The sequence below is a fragment of the Pseudomonas sp. KK4 genome, from assembly GCF_001984065.1.
In the GTDB taxonomy this organism is placed as follows: Bacteria; Pseudomonadota; Gammaproteobacteria; order Pseudomonadales; family Pseudomonadaceae; genus Aquipseudomonas.
In genome coordinates this window covers 12,484-31,831 of record NZ_LYVP01000029.1, presented here as the reverse complement: position 1 = coordinate 31,831, position 19,348 = coordinate 12,484, and the positions used below count along the sequence as shown (strand labels likewise).

At 58.7% G+C, this 19,348-nt stretch carries 12 protein-coding genes; all 12 read right to left on the bottom strand.

Annotated features, from left to right (window positions below):
* Position 1 precedes the first annotated feature (1 nt).
* The 12 genes from tssA to B0W55_RS12575 all read right to left on the bottom strand — a co-directional run bounded on the left by tssA (position 2) and on the right by B0W55_RS12575 (position 19,348).
* Positions 2–1,588: a type VI secretion system protein TssA gene (gene tssA, locus B0W55_RS12625; RefSeq protein ID WP_077046326.1), complete on the bottom strand. Its 1,587-nt coding sequence runs from the start codon at positions 1,586–1,588 to the stop codon at positions 2–4.
* Positions 1,585–4,938: an ImcF-related family protein gene (locus B0W55_RS12620; protein ID WP_083743183.1), complete on the bottom strand. Its 3,354-nt coding sequence runs from the start codon at positions 4,936–4,938 to the stop codon at positions 1,585–1,587. Before B0W55_RS12620 ends, tssA begins: the two co-directional genes overlap by 4 nt.
* Positions 4,935–6,092: a hypothetical protein gene (locus tag B0W55_RS12615; RefSeq protein WP_077046325.1), complete on the bottom strand. Its 1,158-nt coding sequence runs from the start codon at positions 6,090–6,092 to the stop codon at positions 4,935–4,937. Before B0W55_RS12615 ends, B0W55_RS12620 begins: the two co-directional genes overlap by 4 nt.
* 3 nt (positions 6,093–6,095) lie before the next feature.
* Positions 6,096–6,362: a PAAR domain-containing protein gene (locus tag B0W55_RS12610; protein WP_077046324.1), complete on the bottom strand. Its 267-nt coding sequence runs from the start codon at positions 6,360–6,362 to the stop codon at positions 6,096–6,098.
* 153 nt (positions 6,363–6,515) lie between these two features.
* The gene (locus tag B0W55_RS12605; RefSeq protein ID WP_077046323.1) at positions 6,516–7,289 is read right to left on the bottom strand and encodes a hypothetical protein; all 774 of its coding nucleotides are present in this window, start codon (positions 7,287–7,289) and stop codon (positions 6,516–6,518) included.
* Positions 7,290–7,317: 28 nt separating this feature from the next.
* Entirely contained in the window at positions 7,318–8,235 is a 918-nt protein-coding gene (locus tag B0W55_RS12600; RefSeq protein WP_077046322.1) for a hypothetical protein, read from the bottom strand.
* Between the two features lie 28 nt (positions 8,236–8,263).
* Positions 8,264–10,306: a lipase family protein gene (locus B0W55_RS12595; RefSeq protein ID WP_077046321.1), complete on the bottom strand. Its 2,043-nt coding sequence runs from the start codon at positions 10,304–10,306 to the stop codon at positions 8,264–8,266.
* Between the two features lie 164 nt (positions 10,307–10,470).
* Entirely contained in the window at positions 10,471–10,971 is a 501-nt protein-coding gene (locus B0W55_RS29940) for a hypothetical protein (RefSeq protein WP_139340905.1), read from the bottom strand.
* A gap of 2 nt (positions 10,972–10,973) precedes the next feature.
* A complete protein-coding gene (locus B0W55_RS12590; RefSeq protein ID WP_077046320.1) occupies positions 10,974–14,336 on the bottom strand; it encodes a type VI secretion system Vgr family protein in 3,363 nt (1,120 codons plus the stop codon).
* A gap of 2 nt (positions 14,337–14,338) precedes the next feature.
* Complete coding sequence (gene tssH / locus B0W55_RS12585; protein WP_077046319.1) at positions 14,339–16,972, bottom strand: type VI secretion system ATPase TssH; 2,634 nt, start codon at positions 16,970–16,972, stop codon at positions 14,339–14,341.
* 149 nt (positions 16,973–17,121) lie between these two features.
* Entirely contained in the window at positions 17,122–17,613 is a 492-nt protein-coding gene (locus B0W55_RS12580; protein WP_077046318.1) for an Hcp family type VI secretion system effector, read from the bottom strand.
* Positions 17,579–19,348 (bottom strand): OmpA family protein, encoded by a 1,770-nt coding sequence (locus tag B0W55_RS12575; protein ID WP_077046317.1) that lies wholly within the window; start codon positions 19,346–19,348, stop codon positions 17,579–17,581. The genes B0W55_RS12580 and B0W55_RS12575 overlap by 35 nt, the downstream gene beginning before the upstream one ends.

Genomic DNA, 19,348 nt, shown 5'->3' with positions numbered 1-19,348 from the left:
TTCAGCCGCAAAGCACTGCGGCGCGTATTGGATCGATGGCCACCAGTGCAGCCAACAGCGCCTCCATGCGCCGGTTCAGGGTGGTTTTGTCGGCGTCGTTGCGTTGCGCTTTGAGACGCAAGAGCTTGAGCAGGCGAGCCTTGACCTCGAACCCGAGTTGCGGCTCCCACGCCGCCAGCCCGTGGTGCTGAGCCTTGGCGTCCAGCTCACCCAACAGATGCAGGGCCAAGTCGTTCTTGCCGTATTGCTCGGCCACCCGTGCCATCAGCAACTGCAGCAGCCAGCGCTCGCGGCCGGTGTGGATGCCGGGGCGTTCCGCCAGCCAGGCCAGTGCTGACTCGACGCCCTTGCAGTCGGCCTGCGCCAGGGCTTCGCTCTGCAGCGACAGGATGTCGGTATTCGTACCTGCCGGCGCGGCGGACGGCGCAGGCAGCCACTGCTGCGGGTGATTGCCACTGACCTGGCGGGCGATCCATTCAAGGGTGGCCTCATCGGCCATCGGTGTGCCGTCGCTCCAGCGCAAGTGCTCCAGGCCCGGCAGCCGTTCAATGAACATGCCCAGATCACGCTTGACGATATCGGCCCAGCCATCCTGGGGCGCCGGTTGCTTGCTCAGCGCCTGACAGGCGTACCACTGCAGATCCAGCCAGAAATGATTCACACCCTCCGCGAACACCCGCTCGACCTGGTCGAGCAGCTCGCTCCAGCTCTGTTGCAGATGCAGCCGCTTGAGCTGCGCCCGGTATTCGCCACGGGGCGGTGCCAGGCGGGTGATTCCGTTTGCGTCGTGGGGTGGTGCCTGATGCACGGTGTCCCAACGCAGGCTTTTCATCAGTCGATGCGCCGCCAGCAAGCCTTGGGGTTTCTCGCGCAAGTACCCGGCGAGTGCACGGCCGGTGTCCAGCAAATCACGCCCGGACTTGATTGCCGTTGAACCGGGTGCGGTCGATTGCGCATTGCTGTCATGACTGGCGCTGTTCTGCGGCACCAGCGCATCCACTCCGCCGGACTGCGCCAGACGGGCGGACAAGGCGCCATACAACGCGCCCAGCTCCGGGCGCTGATCCTGCGGCCAAGCGTCCAGCCCACGCTCCAGCCAGGCCAATGCAGCCACCGTGCGCTCCGCCTCGTCCTTGACCACTTCCGGATACAGCGACAGGCAGTCCAGCACCTTGCCGCTGGTGAGCCATTCCAGCGCCAACTTGCGGCTATTGGGCCGCACCGGCAGAACTCCACCGGCATAGCGCTCCATCAGGGCCGCGAGCAGACTCAAGCCATCGGCCAGCCCCGCCTCCCCGTCCTTTTGCAAGCGCGCCCACAAGTAATAGGTGGCAACACGCAGATCCTTGCAGCGCTGGGTGAGCAACTTTTCCGCCAGTTGAATCACCAGGTCGACATCCGCCCCGGACAGCTTGTTGACCTCCTCTCGCATGTGCTGGAAGTCATCGTCGTAGCCTGGGTCTTCACCCACGGGCGACGCCTCGCTGATCGGCAGTAGCCAGGGTTGCCATTGCTCCAACTGTGAGTGAGCCAGGGTGACGGCATCGCGCTCGCCGAGGCAGCGGGCGATCAGGGCGCGCAGGTTCATTGGAAACTCCGGTTTTTCGCCACGGCTGCTTCGTTTTCACCGAGGAAGATCTGCTTGGGCAACTTGAAGTCGCGCAACTTGAGCAGCGCCAACGGCCCTGCCCCCAGTTCCGTGCGCAGGTTCCAGGTCAGGTCGATGCCATCTGGTGCCTTCAGTTGCAGGCGATATTGGCTGTGGCTGTCGTTGAGTGGCGTGACCTGGGCTTGTTCCAACAGACGGATCAGGCCCCAAGTGCCCTCGAAATCGCCGTACAGCCGTTCGTTGGCGCGCACGCTGGTCCAGCTCAGGCGCGTGCCTGGATGGCTAGTGAAACCGGGCCATTTGAAGCGCTGCCAGCGTTCCTTCTGGTTGAAGTATTCGTGCTTTTCGCCGTTGAGGATGAAGGTGGTCTGCACCACGTCGCGCACCGGTTTGCCGCGCAATTCGAAGCTGATGCCCATGCCGCCGTCGGTGTAGAGCACGTCGGCCAGATGGCTGAGCTGATTGATCGCGGTGAGGAACTGCGGATTGAAACGCAGGCCCTGGCTGTGCCGCGAGTCGGCGACCCAGCGGCTGCCTTCCTTACGTAATACACCGCCCAGCTGCTGTTGCAAGAACTGTTCGATGCGCCCGGAGTCGGCGCGGATCATCTGCCCCAGCATGGGCAAGGATGCACCGCTGGCAGTGGCGGCGAACGGATAGCGACCGGCGAAAGCGCCGTGCCAATCGTTGACGATCGAGCGTTGCCACTGGCTGTTGAGGCCGGCCGTCGAGGGTTGCAGCACCCGTTGCCAGGCTTGTTCAAGTGGCTGCACGAACAGGGTGTGGCCGATGCCGTCCCACTCGGCGCCGAGGCTGGCGGCGACCAGACTGCCGTAGGACTGGGTGTCGGTGAGGTCGACGTTTTGGCCCTGAAATACGCTTTGCGCCAGGGCCTGGGTCATGGCTTGGGGGTTGGTCGCGTTGCTGACTTGTTGCAGTTTCAGGCGCACGCGGGTGACGCGGTTGAGGAAGGCTTGCAGGGTCAGGCGGTCGGTGTCGTTCTGGCCTTCGGGGTCCTTGCCTAGCAGGCTTAGCAACGGACCAAAAGTGGCGTCCAGCGGGCTGCTTGAGGTTGTCATCTGCTCGATCAGCTTCACTTGGTCCTGAGCGATCAGCTTTTGCGCCGACTTGACCAGCGAATCGGTCAAGCCCTGCCCCCGTGTGCCGGCCTGGCCTTGATAGCTCAGGGTGTTCATCAGCGCGATCAGTGGCGACTGGCGTACATCGCTCATCAGCGTCAGTTGATCGATCACCTCGCCGAGGCTGTTCACCGGTTGCCAGCGCAGGCCGTTGAGGAAACCCAGCCAGGCGTTGGCATAGTCCTGGAAGTAGCGTTCGGTGAGGTGCGCCTTGAGTTCATCCGGGGTCAGCTCGGCGGCGATCTCGTGCTGCTGGTCGCTGAGCACCCAGTCGATCTCTTCGCGACGCGCCTCGGCGATGGCGTCGATGGCCTGGCGCACCTGCCCTTCCCAGGCTTGACGGGTGAACACGCCGGGGATGCTGGCATCAGTGGAAAACAGCGCCCGGGCATCGGTGTCGCCGACCAATTGTTGCAGGCCCAACGCCGGGTAGTGGTTGGCAGTGTCGTCGAGGACCTTTTGATACAGGCTGGTTTCGGCGTTGCGCTGGCCCAGTTGGCCGAGCAGCACCTGCCGGGTTTGGGTGATCAGCCGAGGGTCGGACTGGATCCACCACTCGGGATGCTCAACCAACTGCTCGGCGTAGAACTGCCAGAGGCTGGGCGACAGGGTTTGCCAGAGGCCCGGGGAAATGCCGTCGCGCAGGGGTTCGGCGTCGGTCAAGGCTTTACCCAGGAATACCGGATCGGCCTTTTCCGGGCGGGCCAGCATCAGGTACGCCTTGAGTTGCGCATGGGCTGCCGGGGCACGTTCGGCGCGTAGCGGGCTGGCGGGAGGCAGGTTGATCAGGGCGGTGAATTGGCGTTCCAGATTGGCCACCGCCGGGTCGCGCATCAGGCGGGTGTTGGCTTCGACATAGCGCGGCCAGAGGGTTGCCAGCAACTGCTCGTTGCGGTTCAGGCCGAAGCTCTGGTACCAGGGCGCGCCGTGCTTGGCGCGGTAGTCGAGGCGCCCGAGTTCACGGGTCAGCTCGTTGAGTGCGAGGAACTGCTCGTCAGGGCTTTGTGCCTGATCGAGGGCCGCCAGCGCGGTTTGAACCTCGGCGATGTGTACGCGGTTGGTGGCGTACGACAGCAACAGCCCGGCGCCCCACAGCAGCATCAGGCCCAGGGTGCACGCATAGACGATACTCGGCATGCCCCAGCCCAGGCGGCGATGGCGGATTTTCTTGTCACCGAGCACGCCTTCCCAGGGTGGCGTGGCGTGCCAGAGGTTGAATTTATTGTCCGGGGCGGCTTGCAACGGCAGGCTGAACCACAACCCGCGCAATGGAACGCCTCGGGCAAATACCCGGAACAACGGCGCAAGCGCCTGCCGCCAACGGGCAATGCCTTCGCTCTGTAAATCCCGGGACAGACGCAGCAGAAAGTCATGCCCCTTGACCTTGCCTATCTGCGCCCAGCCGCCGCTACGCAGCGGCTGCACCAGACTTTCCAGACCGTTCTCCACCTCCAGCGGCGTGACGGCGGACGGCAACAGACAACCGACTGACTGGGTTTGCCGCTTATCCTGTTCCCATGGGCTGTCGCACACCTGCCACAGGTGCAGCGGCAACTGCCAGTGCAACTGGCGGGCGAGGTCTTTCAAGTGACGGACGCCTTCGTCCATGGCCCGGGTATCGGCGCTTTGTTCTGAGGTCAGCGCCCAGACCACGCCGTCGAGCGCACGCCAGCGGCTCAGGCCTTGCCATGGGGCGACGCGGCCTTCATGAAACTTGCTTTGGGTGCTGCCGCCCCACAGCAGAATGGTGTCGTGCCCGGCCAGCCAGTATTTGTCTTTCAGGCTGGGGGCGATGGCGTCGATCTGTGGTTCTTCACCGACCACCAGCAGCAGGCGGACTTTGAACCGCCAGAAGAGGCCGTGATTTTCGCGTAGATAATCCTGCAATTCAGATAGCGAGAAGGCGGGCTTTTTCGGCAGCACGGGATTCGCATCTGCACGGGGATAGACGTTGTTGGCCGCGCCCTGTTCACGGTGACTTTGCCGTTTGAGATACATCAACAGGCGGGGGTTCAGATGTCCCACCATGGCGATGGCGACGATCAGTAAAAAAGCCAACACCTTGCGATGTTTTTCCACCAACCCTATCTGGTCGCCATACCCCCAAATCGCCCATGCCAGTAACGCCAAAAGCGCAATAATCCAAACCGCCGCGCCACCGCGTCGCCACCTGTTGCTTAAATTCTTCATGCCACCTCCCTTTTGCTCACGGTGCTGATCCAACGCTGTGATTTCTCTTTGGCCAACAACACCAGAGGCCGCCGTTCAAGCCGAGCCATTTCCACTCCAAGTGCAGCCACCAGCCAGTGGCTGAATGGCCCCGCAATGCCGCACAGGTGTTCCTGTACCCACTGCTGCTCTACCTTCAACGAAACACTATGGGCGCCGATGGCAAGGATCTGGTTGATCGCAGGTTGCCAATCAGCACCGTCTGCCAACACTCCTGAGGCATCGCGGGCGGTGGTCTGTGTTTGCAGGAACAGCGCAAATTCGCTCTGCAACGTGGCGACGTCCAACGGCATCGGGCGCAATAGCCGCGCCATCACCGGTAGATCCCAAGCGCAAGCGAGCTTGTCTGGACACAGCAACAGCGCTGCCAACCCGTCCGAGTAAGCCCCTTGGCCGTTAACCTGCAACACCAGGATCAACTCAACAGCAGCGCTACCGCTCTTGAGCAACTCTTCGATCCACTGGAAGGACAACTCATCAATCAGAGTGACCGCCGTCGGCTGCGGCATATTTGTTTCGCTCGCCCAGATCTGCTGCCAGGCATTGCGCAATGCGTCGTACTGGCCGGGTTCGATATCACTTAACAAAGTGACCCGCAGTTCCTGCTTTGACGGCAATGCCTGAAGAGCTGTCGACAGCGGCGGGACCAGCAAGCGCAGTCCTGCTTGCGCCCGATCGCCATCCGCAGGCAGCGCAGAAATACGTCGGGCCTGTCCGGTACGAGGGGGCACGTCAGCGCTAGACTGAAAAAGAACGGGGGCGGACACTTGATCCGGCAGCAATACACAATTGCCGTGTACCGCCAGAGAACGCTGCGCCCAGTCTTGCCAGGAGTGCTGCGCATTGAGCGCCTCCTCCTCCAGAAACTGGTGATGACTCAGAGCCGAGCCATAGACGTAGGCACGACCACTGAACATCAGTAACCAAATGAGCAACGGCAGGCCCGCCAACACCCAGATGTTCAGCGCCTGCAATGGAGGCAGTCGCTCGGCGGCATGCATCAAGAACAACAGCACACCGACCAGCAAGGCCACACCTGCCGCCAATACCCATCGACTCAACGCAATGGGTGCGGGAGCTTTCACCGCTTCGGGTGTCTGACGAACCCAGCCCATGGTTCAACCCACCGCGCAATCGGGAGCGCTGGAGATCAGTTGGCAACCGCACGCACTGCGACAGCCATTGACCACCATTGCACGGTCATCTTCCGACCAGTCTTCGCAACCTTCGACAATCGGATTAATCCCGTGGCCGGGTATCGGGCAATTGACCTCATCGCCCACCAGTGCCACCGGTTTACCCCGTACGATAGTTGTTGATGAGGCGCAAATGACTATTCCGCCGTGGGAGGTGTTGTCACCTAACAATACAAATCCTTGAGACATACTAATAAACTCCAACTTTGTGTATCGAAGACAAATCGATATACGAAAAAAACAGCGACCATTAGTCGCCCCATAAAAAGCAATACACATAAACTTCACAAACACGACAAATTGAAGCCGAATACCTCAATCAGCAATAACAGTCGAAAAGCACTATTTCTCACTTTCCAAGGATAGGCGAATAGCCTGAATTTTTTGAATGCTTGGTTTGGCACGTGGCACAGATTCGACACTTCCGTCGGAATAGGTAAAAACTGCGTAGTTACCTTTTTTCTTTTCTTTCGGCCCAACCGAGCTAACCAGAAAGCCATCGTGGAAAACTGGCTCGAAATACACTTCCCGCGCTTGAATTGCTTGATAGCTCAAGTAGTAATGACCCTCACTCAATAAACTAACCCTCTTTCTATAGCCTCCGATAAACGACTCGCTTACCCAAGGGTAATAATCTTTTTTTACTTTCACGTCCCCTTCAACAATGACATCCGCTCCTCCACGCGGCGAATTGTTGTGATCGAAGATCACCACGACTCCGCCGCCTGCACCATAAGTTACGTTCTCGCCAAAACGAGCCGGATCGTCATAGATCACACCAAAAGTCACGTTGCTCAATCGCCATTGGCAGGCACCACCACCCTCAATCGGCAATTTTGCAACATAGAGGTCTGTCTCTCCTTGCCGCACAGGCTCTATGTCAGTCCGTTGATACTCATCGCGCTGATAAACTTCGCCAAATGCGGAACGATCACTAAAGGTGCAAAGGGTGGATCGGTAGATCACTTGCAAGTTTTCCGCCACTAAGCCCTTGGGCACTTTTATTGTCACCGTTATCAACTTGCTATTTGGTGGCGGGGACAAACTGTAGTCCTTGGCACAACCGGTGAGACTGATGAAAAGCGTTAATAACAAGATCGATATACTTTTGATCATGGTCGGTTCCTTGACTGCACTGGCGGGCTTAACCATAGGTTCGTTCGTAACAGGCTTGGAAATCGGCTGTTGCGTTAAAACATTGCAACGCTTCGCTTGCCCCATCGGCCCGAAGCGTCTTCTGTAAGGCCTGACCTGGTAAACTGTGCAAATCGAGAAACAACCGATTGCGCTCGAGTTTGCTCTCCGTGTTTTGACGAATAATTTGGAGCCTTTGAAAGTCGGGTTTTGAGCGACCGTCTGCCGCGGTCGTGCCATCCGGATAAGTAAACTTTATGAAACTGCCTACTTTATGAACCTTGGTACCCTCAGACTTAACCAAAAAATCAGAGTGCAGGACGGGTTCGAAATACACCTCCCGGGCTTGCAGGGCTTGATACATCAAATAAATATCACCCTCTCCTGCCAGATTGATCTGCTTTTTGTATCCTCCTAAAAAGCTTTCTTTTACCCACGGGTAATAATCCTTCTTAATTGCCAAATCCGCTTCAACAATGACATCCGCTCCTCCACGCGGCGAATTGTTGTGATCGAAGATCACCACGACTCCGCCGCCTGCGCCATAAGTTACGCTCTCGCCAAAACGGGCCGGATTGTCATAGGTCACGCCGAAGGTCACGTTGCTCAATCGCCATTGGCAGGCGCCACCACCGTTGATCGGCAATTTGGCCACATAAAGGTCAGTCTCTCCTTGGCGCACAGGCTCTATGTCAGTTCGTTGATACTCATCGCGCCGATAAACTTCACCAAATGCGGAACGATCATTAAAGGTGCAAAGGGTGGATCGGTAGATCACTTGCAAGTTTTCCGCCACCAAGCCCTTTGGCACTTTCATTGTCACCGTTACCAACTCGCTATTTGGCGGTGGTGCCAGATTGTAGTCCTTGGCACAACCGGTAAGACTGACAAAAAGCGTTGATAACAAGACCGATATATTTTTCATCATGGTCGGCTCCTGGACTGCACTGGCGGGCTTAACAGTAGGTTCGTTCGTAACAGGCCAAGGGATCGGCTACAGCGTCAAACCGCTGCAACGCTTCGGTTCCCCCATCGGCCAGATGCGTCATCTGCAAGGCCTGATCTAACAAACTGTGCAAGTCGAGAAACAACCGATTACGCTCGAGTTCGTCCTCGACAAGGTTTGTGTAGTTGTCCTTGGTTTGTTGCTGGAATTTATGTCTCTCGAGTTGGCGTTTTAACAACGGCGAGCGTTCAGAGTTTATTGATTCCAGCAACTGGCCGTAGATGTAAGGCTGGTAATCCCCCATGAGATGGTTGAGGAGGCCCACGAACCGACCTTCCTTGGGATTGCTGAAGCGCGGAAAAAACTTGTCACGACTCTCAGCGGTCAGCGAAGTGGTAAGACGTTGTTGTACTTCCTTGCACTGCTGGTCGTCTTCCGGGCTCAGGCTTGGGACCAGGTAAAGTTTGGCTTTTTCGGGAAGGCGATACGCGATGGTGTTGTAGTACGGCGCTCCAAGCCCATCCTTGTTTCGGTAGGCTGGGTACTGTGAACCTTGCTGGCGGATATGTTGTTCTACCTTGAAGAACATCGCGACTTCACCGTGGTGACAGAAAGGGTCGCCATGGCGAAACAGTTGGCTGGCAGTCAATTGCAGCAAAGACCAGGTAAACCCCAGTGTGGTGCCGAGTGGGCCATAGACGTCATACAGGTAATTGTCCAATGCCGCTTCAGGTGGAACAGTCGGTACGGGGTCAATGTCATTGACATGACGAAAATGCCGTACATCACCTAGGCACTGTATGGCTTTCAAAGTGAATGTCCGCGGCATGCCGTATGTGTAGAGCAGTGGGTTTTGCTCCTTTAAGGAGGCTGCATGAACCAGGCTGAGGGCCCCACCAAGACTATGGCCACAGATAAACAATCCCTTACCTTCAACGGCGTCAGGAATAGTCCCGCCCAGATCCCTGCCAAAAATTCTTATCGCCAGTTCAAACGACTCGCGAAATCCAAGATGCACACTGCCCTCGGGCGTAAGGTCGGAACAAGGCGCCTTAGGCTCACAAAGATCCTGCACCTCAGGCTTTACCGGGCGGAAAGTAGCATCCGTACCTATATCGGCTATCCCATCCAACTCCGTGCCACGCCAAGCAACCAATACCTGAGTTGCATTGATGGCATAAAAAAATTGGGTATCTCCTTCGGGAGGCTTTGCCTGCCTTGTGTCCAGCGCTTTGACAACGGTGTAACGGTCGCTGAAGGGGACATCAGTGACTACGCAAGGCATCATTCGGCCGTTGTCCACTACCTGTGGTGAACGGGACAGATCAAGAAACTGCTGCTCAAAAAGTTGTTTAACAGAGCCAAGTTGTTTCTCTGAATGCTTGCTATAAACCAAAATGCTCATCAACCCGAGGTTGTAGGCATTGACCAGGCTGTAGTCTGACTGGTGGTGCAATGTCAATGACCAGGCACGGAACGGACAGATCTCCAATACATGACGGCGACCCAGTTGATCGTCACATATGGTAAATCCGCTGAAGGTGCTGTCTGGGAAATGGAATTCCGGTAGATGATCCGGATCAGCCAAGGGCGGATCGAACGTCGGTTTTCGATCGCACAACTGGCCAATACGCAGGTAGTGGTAGCCGTGACCCGCCGTAATAGCCTGCTCCTCAATGTGCGAAAACCCTGAGCGCTGAGGACCATATAAAGGTGTTCGATCACCCACACCGGGGCGCGGTGGTTCGGGCCGTTCGGCACGTAAGCGACGAGTCTGCATCTGCTCGATCAACGGACCGGACTCGATTTTCAGATCGATGGCGAGCGGGTGCAAACCTTCAAGGCGAATGACGCCTTGGTCATCACTCTGGCCAACATATTCGGCAACAAGGCCAGCACGGGTGGCATCACTGTTCGCCCGATAAGGCATGTTGGGTACGGGCTCGCCCTGCTCGTCCACTAGTTGGAATTCAATCCAGTGCCGGAGCTGTTTACTTCCGGTCACAACCTTGAATGGGTTAAGTGTATCCGTACGATGAAGAGTGTCGTTCATTTTAATCCCTTAATTTCAGTTAAGCGATAGTCACAACTATCTATAGCGACCTTCAATTGCTTCGCATAGAAAGTTAATTTGCGTTCCTCATTGAGCCTCGCACCTCAACGACCCCACAATTTCGCCCCACCAATAGTGCCAACACATTGAAAAACAAGAGACATCTAGCACGGTGAATCTAACTCTCGTCCATTCCGATCTATTTTGTATTGTGGATAGATAACGCCCCCATCTCTCTGCGGTGCGACACAAAATACAACATCATAAAACAAAATACTTACCCGAGTAGCATTAGCAACATCAACATTCACCCGCGCATAATAAACACTCCCAACCTCCAAAGGCTTAGCAGTTTCCGATTCTAGATACCCGGGCACTTGAGCCCCATAAAGAATACAATCCCGTTGATTCAGCGTGATTGGCGCTGCATCTTTTTGAAGCTCAATCTTCCACATATTCAAACCATGACCTTTGCCACGCTGATTTTCAATTACAATCACAGAATGAAGGGTTACACCACGCAACTTCTTGTCCGGCAGACAAATAGACAACTGCCCATCACTAGCTTTAGTAGTCGCGCTGGCTGCCATACCCCATGGAGTTGCTATTGAGGAACGGGCAAAACTGCTAAGCAAAACGACGAGCACATACAATGAAATCTTCATTTTTACCTCCATACCGGAAGACTGTCTTTATCAGCCGGATTTTCTATGAATTTTCTCAAAACAGATTTAAACAAACTAGGACGATTATTTATATTATTCTCATTCCAGACCCACATCGGCTCCTCCTCCACGCAAATGATATAATAATCAGATATTATCTCACCTTGCTGCTCCATATTGTAATCCGCCAGCACTCGACTCTCTGTCAAAACATATTCATAGGCTTCCGCTCCGCGACTGGTAACCGTCATACCAGCTCTTTTAACTGGATAACCTAGTTGGTATTGCCATACATGGGTCATTTCATGCATGAACAAAGCCCTATATCGCCCACTTTCGGTCTTTGAAAAATCATCTCTGTAGTACTCAGTGCTTTCCGGAAAATACATCTCTCCATTAGGCGTTACAGCCGTATTCTGAAAACCAAAAAACAACCACCATCCGCCGTGATGTACTTTGACCTTTCGGTAATCCACAGCATCTTTAAATACCGTTTTGGCCATGGCGATTTCTCCGGGCGTCAGTGAACGTTTCTTGCCTTTGGGCAGCGGAACGTTCTGCGCGGAACTTCCCACACCCGTGTCATGGGTGGTGATGTTTTCGGATGTCAGATCAATATCCAACGGCGCTTGGGCGTTTTGGGCTGCGCAGCAAAAGGGCGCTGCGTTCTCTGGCGGGAGTAGTGACAACCGGGTGATTCGCGTGGGCTTTTTAGTGACGATGCGCTGCGTGTAACCCTGCGCATCCGTCACGCCCTCGAGCGTGCTGCCGTCTTCCAGCGTGGCCGAATACTTCAAGTCGCTGCCCACCTCACCGTTCGGGCCAACGACGCGAAGCTGTTCGTCATAGATTGCGTTGTCGGGGAGCTCGATCTTCAAACCATCCGGCAACAAGGTATGCACACTCATGGTGTGGCCATCCTTGTCCGTCACACCGTTGAACTCTTCCCCTTGCCGCGTGGTGATTCGGTAACGGGTAAACGGCATCGGCGCGCCCGCTTCATCTTGCAGGGTGTAGCCGGCGGAATAGCCCGACGGTAACGCCCTGGCCGGAGTGCTCGCGTCCGCCCCGCCCTTCTTCACCACGTGGATCGCCCTGAGAAAAATATTGCCGGGAGGAGCGGCCAGCTCGGCCACGCCGTCCTTGAGGGACAGATAGGTCGAGCCGCATTTGAGCAACACCTCTATCGGGGCGGTGATTTCCACGCGACCGTCGACACTTTCGATCTTGACGCCAGCCTGGCCCAGGGCATGCAAAAGGTTGTCCTGGGCGTGCAGTTCGACCTTGCCGTGGGCGGCTTTGAGTTGCAGGTCTTTGCTTTGCGCAAACAGGCTGACGCCGCCCTCGGCGGTGCCGGTAATGTCGCGCCCGGCACTGATGTCGGCGTTGTGCGCGGCCATGATGCCCACGCTTTCAGTGCCGGAAGCCACGCAGACCGCTTTGGGACTGAGCACGCCGACACCGGCCGGGGCATGCAACAGGACGCCGGGCTCTGCCAAACCCTTGAGGGCATCGTTCAGACGTTTTTGGCTCTCGGTGTCGCCAGGTGTCACTAGCCCGTTGCGGGCGGCCTGCGCCAGAGAACGAGCCAACGACAGTGCACCTTCCAACTGAACGATGGCGTCGTTCATGTCGAGTTGCTGGCTCTGAGCTTTGATCTGTTTGTCGGCGCTGATAAACACGCCTTTCCCACCACGGATCGAACCCCAATCATCGGTGCGCAGTTCAAACCCTTCCCCGCGTTTCTTCTTCTCGGCATCCACCAGATGCCCCAAATTCAACTGACTCTTGCCCCCGTACTCGGTACTGAGCTTGACGTGCTCCTGCCCCCGCGTGTCTTCCATCCGCAGCTTGTTGTTCGCCGGCGTCCTCAACACATTGCGCTTGTAGTCACGCCTGGCCAGGGTCACGTGGTCGGGGTGTTTGCTGTCGTGCAGGGCGTGGGCGATGTAGGGGCGATCGGGATCGCCTTGTTCGAAGGCGATGGCCACTTCGGTGCCGGCAATCAGTGGAAAATGCTGGCCGTGGGTGTCGCCGGCGTAGGGTCGGGCCAGGCGTAGCCACATGCTTTCGCGGCCTTGTTGCCAGTTGTCGCGGTCGAACAGGAAGTTGACCTTGTAGCGGCCTTCCATGTCGATGTGGCTGTAGGGGTCATTGGCCTTGTTGCTGCTGACGCGGGCCGGGACGGTGCCGGCGATTTGCGGTTTGGGCAGCAATGGCGGCCGGAAACACACGGTCTCGGCGTAGGGGATGGCTTCGAAGGTGCATTCGAAGCTGGCATCGCGGGCGGCGCGGGTGGTCAGGTGGGTGATGACCGCGCGGGGGGCGAACGCTTGCGGGGCGCCGCCGGTGATGGTCAGGACCTGGCCCGGTGCGAGGCTGGCGCTGCTGCTGATGCCGCTCAGGTAGGTCTGCTCGTTGAGGTAGCGTTCGTGGCGCAGGCGGGCGTAGAAGTAGCCGCTTTCGCTTTTCAGGTCTTCGTCCTGGTCGTAGGCGTCGCCGAGCTCGCGGTAGGGTTCGGCGTAGTGGTAGGCCTCGCCGTAGGTGGTTTTGGCACCGCGGGTCTGGTCGACGCTGCTGTCGAGGTGGGCCTTGGCGTCGCGGTGGTGGTAGGCACGGAAATGGACGTTCTTTTCCACCACGGCGTGGCTCGATTGCAGGCCCCACACGCCGTCCTGATCGCTGCTGCTGAGACCGGCGGGAGAATGGTGGGGCAGTTCAACGTTGAACTGGTAGCCGCGTTGGTCGTCGCAGAACTCCACCACGTCGATGTTCAGGCGTTCGTGGCTGGTGAAGCGGTACCAGATACCCACTTCGGCCAGCAGGCGGTTGATGAAGGCGAAGTCGCTTTCGCCGTACTGCATGACCTGTTCGCGACGGGGGTATTCACGTACCAGGCGGAACAGGAAGTCGCAGTACTCGAAGTCGTGACGGCTGCGCAGGATGCTTTCGACAATTTCCGGTACGGATTGATGTTGGAAAATGCGGTATTGCCGGCCCTTGTCGAGCAAGGCCAGGCGCGGTTGCAGGGTCAGTTCGTAACGCGCTTCGTCGACCGAGGCGGACAGGCGTTTGAACGCCGTGATCACGCCGTGCAGGGTGCGCAGCGGTGTGATCTCCGGAAGGGGCAGCCCCTTGAAAATCGGTGGTTGTTTGGCGGAGTACAGGCTGAAACTGGCGTCCTTGCACAGCAGTTGTTCGGCGGTGATGTCCTGTTCGGTGCTGGTGAACTCCACGGTGTAGGTGAAGGGCTGACTCAGGTGTTCCTCACCTTTGAAAGCGAGGACGTCGAGGTGGGCCTCAAGATTGCGGACCCACAATTTGTGGTGGCTATGATCGAAAAAAACTGGCATTGAATTGATCATGTTCAAACCTCCCCGACCATGGCCGACGCCGCCTGCCCAGCGTCAGTGAATGACAGGCAAACACCGTGTTCATCGCTGTACCCCAACGTCACGCCGAGGGTTTTCCTGGCAGCGGCCTGACGTTGCAGCAGCTGCTGGCTGAGCACCGGCAATATTTGCTGGTTGAGCAGGCTGTCGATGTTGCGGGCGCCGGTGTCCGGGAGCAGGCAGGCGGCGACCAGGGCGTCGTTGAGTGAGTCTTCGATCTGGCAGGTCAGGTTGTAATGACGTTGCAGGCGCTGGGCGACCTTGGCGAGTTTTTGCGCGACGATGTGCTTGAGTGCGCAGGCGTCCAGCGGGCGGTAGATCAGGGTCTGGAAACGTGCCAGCAACGCGGGTTGAAAGTGCTCGCGCAGGATCGGGCGCAGCCACTCGTGGAGGGTGTGATCGGTTGCTTCAGGCAGTTCTTGCAGGCCGGCCTGGAGTTCTTCGCTGCCCAGGTTCGAGGTCATGAGGATGACGGTGTTGCGAAAGTCGATTTCGCAACCCTCGCCATCGCGCATGAAGCCGCGGTCGAACACTTGGTAGAACAGGTTGAGCACGTCGCGGTGGGCTTTTTCCACTTCGTCGAGCAGTACCACGCTGTAGGGGCGTTGGCGCACCGCTTCGGTGAGCACGCCGCCCTGGCCGTAACCGACGTAACCCGGTGGCGAACCCTTGAGTTGGCTGACGGTGTGGGCTTCCTGGTACTCCGACAGGTTGAGGGTAATCAATGACTTTTCCCCGCCGAACAGGCAGTCGGCCAGGGCCATGGCGGTTTCGGTCTTGCCGACGCCACTGGTGCCCACCAGCAGGAATACGCCCAGGGGTGCCTGGTCATCGGCGAGCCCGGTTTTGGCGGCGCGCAGGCGCTGGGCCATTGCGCCCAGAGCATGATCCTGGCCGATGACGCGCTCCGCCAATTGCTGCTCCAGCGCGAGTAAACCGGCTTGTTCATCCTTGAGCAGACTGCCCAGTGGTACGCCGGTCCAGTCGGCGATCACTTCGGCGACGCTGCGGGCGTCGACGTCGAGGGACAGCAGCGGTTGGTTGCCCTGGACTTGAGTCAGGCGTTGTTGCAGCTTCGCGCAGTCCTGCACTGACAGGGGTTCAGCCTGCCGCGCGGCCAGCAGTTGCCGGGTCAGGTCGAGTTCCTGGCGATATTGCTGCTCCAGCGTCATGTGCGGCTGATGCAGTGCGTTGTGTTGCTCGGCGAGCATCCGTAGCGGTTCATCGACATCATTGGCGCAGATCTGCGCATCCTGCTCCAGCGCCTGGCGCTCCAGTTCCACGGCCGCTTGCCGAGCCTTGAGTCGAACCAGTACCTGAGGCTCACAGTCCAGACTCATGCGCACCCGGGCGCTGGCGGTGTCGAGCAGGTCGACGGCTTTGTCCGGCAGTTGGCGACCGGTCAGGTAACGTCGCGACAGGTAGACCGCCGCCTTCACCGCCGCATCCTGGATATGCACGCCATGATGGCTGGCGTAGCGGGCCTTGAGCCCGCGCAGCATGAGGCAGGCATGCAGGTCGTCTGGCTCGTCGACCTTGACCATCTGGAAACGCCGCTCCAGTGCCGCATCGCGCTCGAAGTACTGCTTGTATTCGCTCCAGGTAGTGGCGGCGATGGTGCGCAATTCGCCGCGGGCCAGCGCCGGTTTGAGCAGGTTCGCCGCGTCCGCCCCGCCCGCCTGGTTGCCGGCGCCGATCAGGGTGTGGGCTTCGTCGATGAACAGCAGCACAGGGCTCGCCGATTGCTGCACGGCATCGATGACGTTCTTCAGGCGCTGCTCGAACTCACCCTTGACCCCGGCTCCCGCCTGCAACAGCCCCAGGTCGAGGGTGCGCAGGCTGACCGGTTTGAGACTGTCCGGTACGTTGCCTTCGGCAATGCGCAGGGCCAGGCCTTCGACCAGTGCTGTCTTGCCCACCCCGGGCTCGCCCACCAGGATCGGGTTGTTCTTGCGCCGGCGACTGAGGATGTCGATGACCTGACGAATCTCATCGTCGCGGCCGAACACGGGATCGATCCCCCCTGCCCTCGCCTTGGCGGTGATGTCCTGGGTGAACCTGTCCAGCACGGTATCGCCGGATGCCGGAGCTGACAGTGGCTCGGCAGCCAGTGACGAATCGGCTTGTTGCTGCACCTGCGGTCGCTCTTCAGAGTGTTGATCGAGCAATGCAAACAACTGCTGCAACTGAGCCTGACTGAGACTGAGCAGCGGCCAGACTGCATCGCACGCCAGCAGATCGGGATCCTCCAGCAACGCGCCGAGCACGTGCGCCGAACGCAGGTTTTCATCGCCATCCAGGGATGCACGCAGCCAGGCATTCTTGATCAGCGTCTGCAACTTGCCACACAGCTGCGGCTTGATCTGCACGGTGCGTGGCAGCGTGTCGAGGTGATCGAGCAGACCACGCCACAGCGCATCCATGTCCCACTCATAGCGGCGGGCGATCAGAGTCAGGTCACCCTCGCCCTGCTCAAGCAATTTGAGCAGCCAGTGCTCGATGCTGATCTGCGCATGGGCGCGGCTCTGGCACAGCGAAGCCGCCGCACTCAGGGCCTGGGCGCAATAAGGATTGAGACGGCGAAGCAAACGTGTGGAGCTGTGTGCCATGAGTTACGTCCTTGTGCTGAACAGTCAGCGTGTGATCGGTTGTGCGATTGGAAAGCGTGGGGATGTGCCGGGGTGAGCGCCCGCGAACGGACGCTCAACCCGATACACCGGAACCAGCAGGCAGAAGCCTGCCTGCTGGTTACACCGCATCAGGCGGTCTTTCGCTCGGCCCAGGCATCGGAATGGATGATGTTGCCGTCCTCGTAGATCCAGGTGATCTTCTCGTAACGCAACTCGACCTGCTCCAGGTGGCCGTACCTCTCCTTGGAAGCGTCTTTGATGTCGTGCATTTTCGGCGAGACGCTCACCACTTTTACCTTCTCCAGCTTGGTGGTGAAGTACAGGGCTTCATCACCCGCATCGTCGATTCGATACCACTTGAATTCGGCGCTTTTGAGGGTCTGGCCGGTGGTCACTGCTTTATAGAGATAGGGACTGGAGGAATCGATTTCCTTGGTGAGCACGAACGGCTTATGCACCCGTGTGCCGGTCAACTTGCCGTTGTTGTTATCGCTGGAGATGTAGACGCTGTGGTCTTGAGCGACCACCTCAATGGTGCCTTCGCGATCTTGCACGTCGACCGATCCTTTGATCTGAGCGCCGCCGTCATCTTGCAGCCACAGGTAAACGGGAATTGCCATGTGAAACTCCTTTTTGGAACGTGAATGCCGCGTTATGCGACAGGTAATTGCCTGCCCCCGCAGTGGCAGGCGCACAGGCCCCCGCTTCGGGAATCAGGCGAATATCGACACGACGGTTGGCCTGACGCCCCGCCTCGGTGTCATTGCTGGCGATGGGTTGGCTGGCGCCGAAGCCCTGCACGGCGAAGCAGCTGTCGGGGATGTCGCCCATCCGCCGCATCCATTGATGTACCGCTGCAGCGCGGTCCCGGGACAGTCGAAGGTTGTGCTCGGCACTGCCGGTGGCATCGGTATGCCCAGCAATGACGATCAGCCAGCCCGGTTGCGCCTTGATACCCACCAACGCATTGATCAGGACCTTGGCCGAGTCAGGCTTGAGCTGCGCGCTACCGCTGCTGAACAAAGAGAGGCTATCCAGGCGGACCGTGGTGGCAGTGGCTGCGGCCGTCGATGGCAGGCGGTGACCGGCGATCACCGCCAGCAGATGGATACGCAGGGGTTCGCCGTGATACAGACCAAACCCCAGGGACAGTGGCGCGCCCTGTCGGTAGTGGTGGTCCAGGCGCTCGGCGTCCTGGCGCAGTACACCGATGGCGTCTTCGCGCCGAACGAAGTCCGGATGGGAGCGCTGTAATACCGGGGTGATGGAGGCATATCGACGCAGGTCATCGCTGACTTGACGTGCCAGCAAGGTGTTCTGCCAGGCGGAGCTCACCAGCGCCACCAGACAGGCCGCCGTGAACAGCCACAGGGCAATCACGGCCGCGCGACGGTTGGGTGAGTAGCGGGTGTCACTGGGCAGCAGCGTCAGCAAGGGATCGGGGAACGGCAAGACATGAGATACGTCCTCCTCAATGGGCCGCGTGTCCACCAGTGCGATCCTGTTGCGCAACCATTGTTGCCACAGGTTGCCGTCCACACATTGCGGCATGGACGCAACCAGCGTGATGGCGCAGGCCACCGCCGGGACGCTGGACGCGTGGATCTGACGGGCGGCGAGATGGGGCAACACCGCCTCGGCCAGCCACGCCGCCGCGCCGTTGAGCTTGAGGCTGGCCTGCAATCGCGATGCACGGATGGCGCTGTCGCTGGCCTGTACCTGCCAATCCTCCAGGCTGGCGCACATGCTGGCTTCGCGCACATTGGGGCTGCTTTGTCCGGATTCCCAACTGAACCACGGCCCCTCGCCTCGTGGCGCATGCAGGTAGCTCACCAGCAGCAGCGGCAAGGCAGGTCCGCGTTTGCGCGCGCTCATGAGTTGATGACGCAGGCTCCGCACCCGACCCGCCAGCACTTCGCTGTCGGCATGCTCCTGCGGATTGACGATGAACATTACGCTCAGTTGCCGTCCCCAGTCTGGGCGCAGGTCGATCAGGCTGGCGGTGATGTCCGGCAATTGCTCCAGACTGGGCACGCGGACGTAACAACCCTGCCGGGTATGGCGCAGGGCCAGTTGCTCGGTGGGAACCGCACCGAACAAACCGACCAGGCCATCACCACACACCAGTATCACCGGCTGCCGATAGGACGCCTGGGGCAAGGACGGATGATCGGCCAGCGATTCATGCTGGCGTGCCGCCTGCCGCCCGATGCGTCTCCAGACCACCACCACGCAGACACCCACGGCAAGAATCGCCGTTACGCGCACCCACATCGTCAGCGGCACGATCACCAGCAGCGCCACGACGAGCGCCGCAGCCCAGAGCCAGAGGTAGCGTTTGAGTTTGAAGGTCAT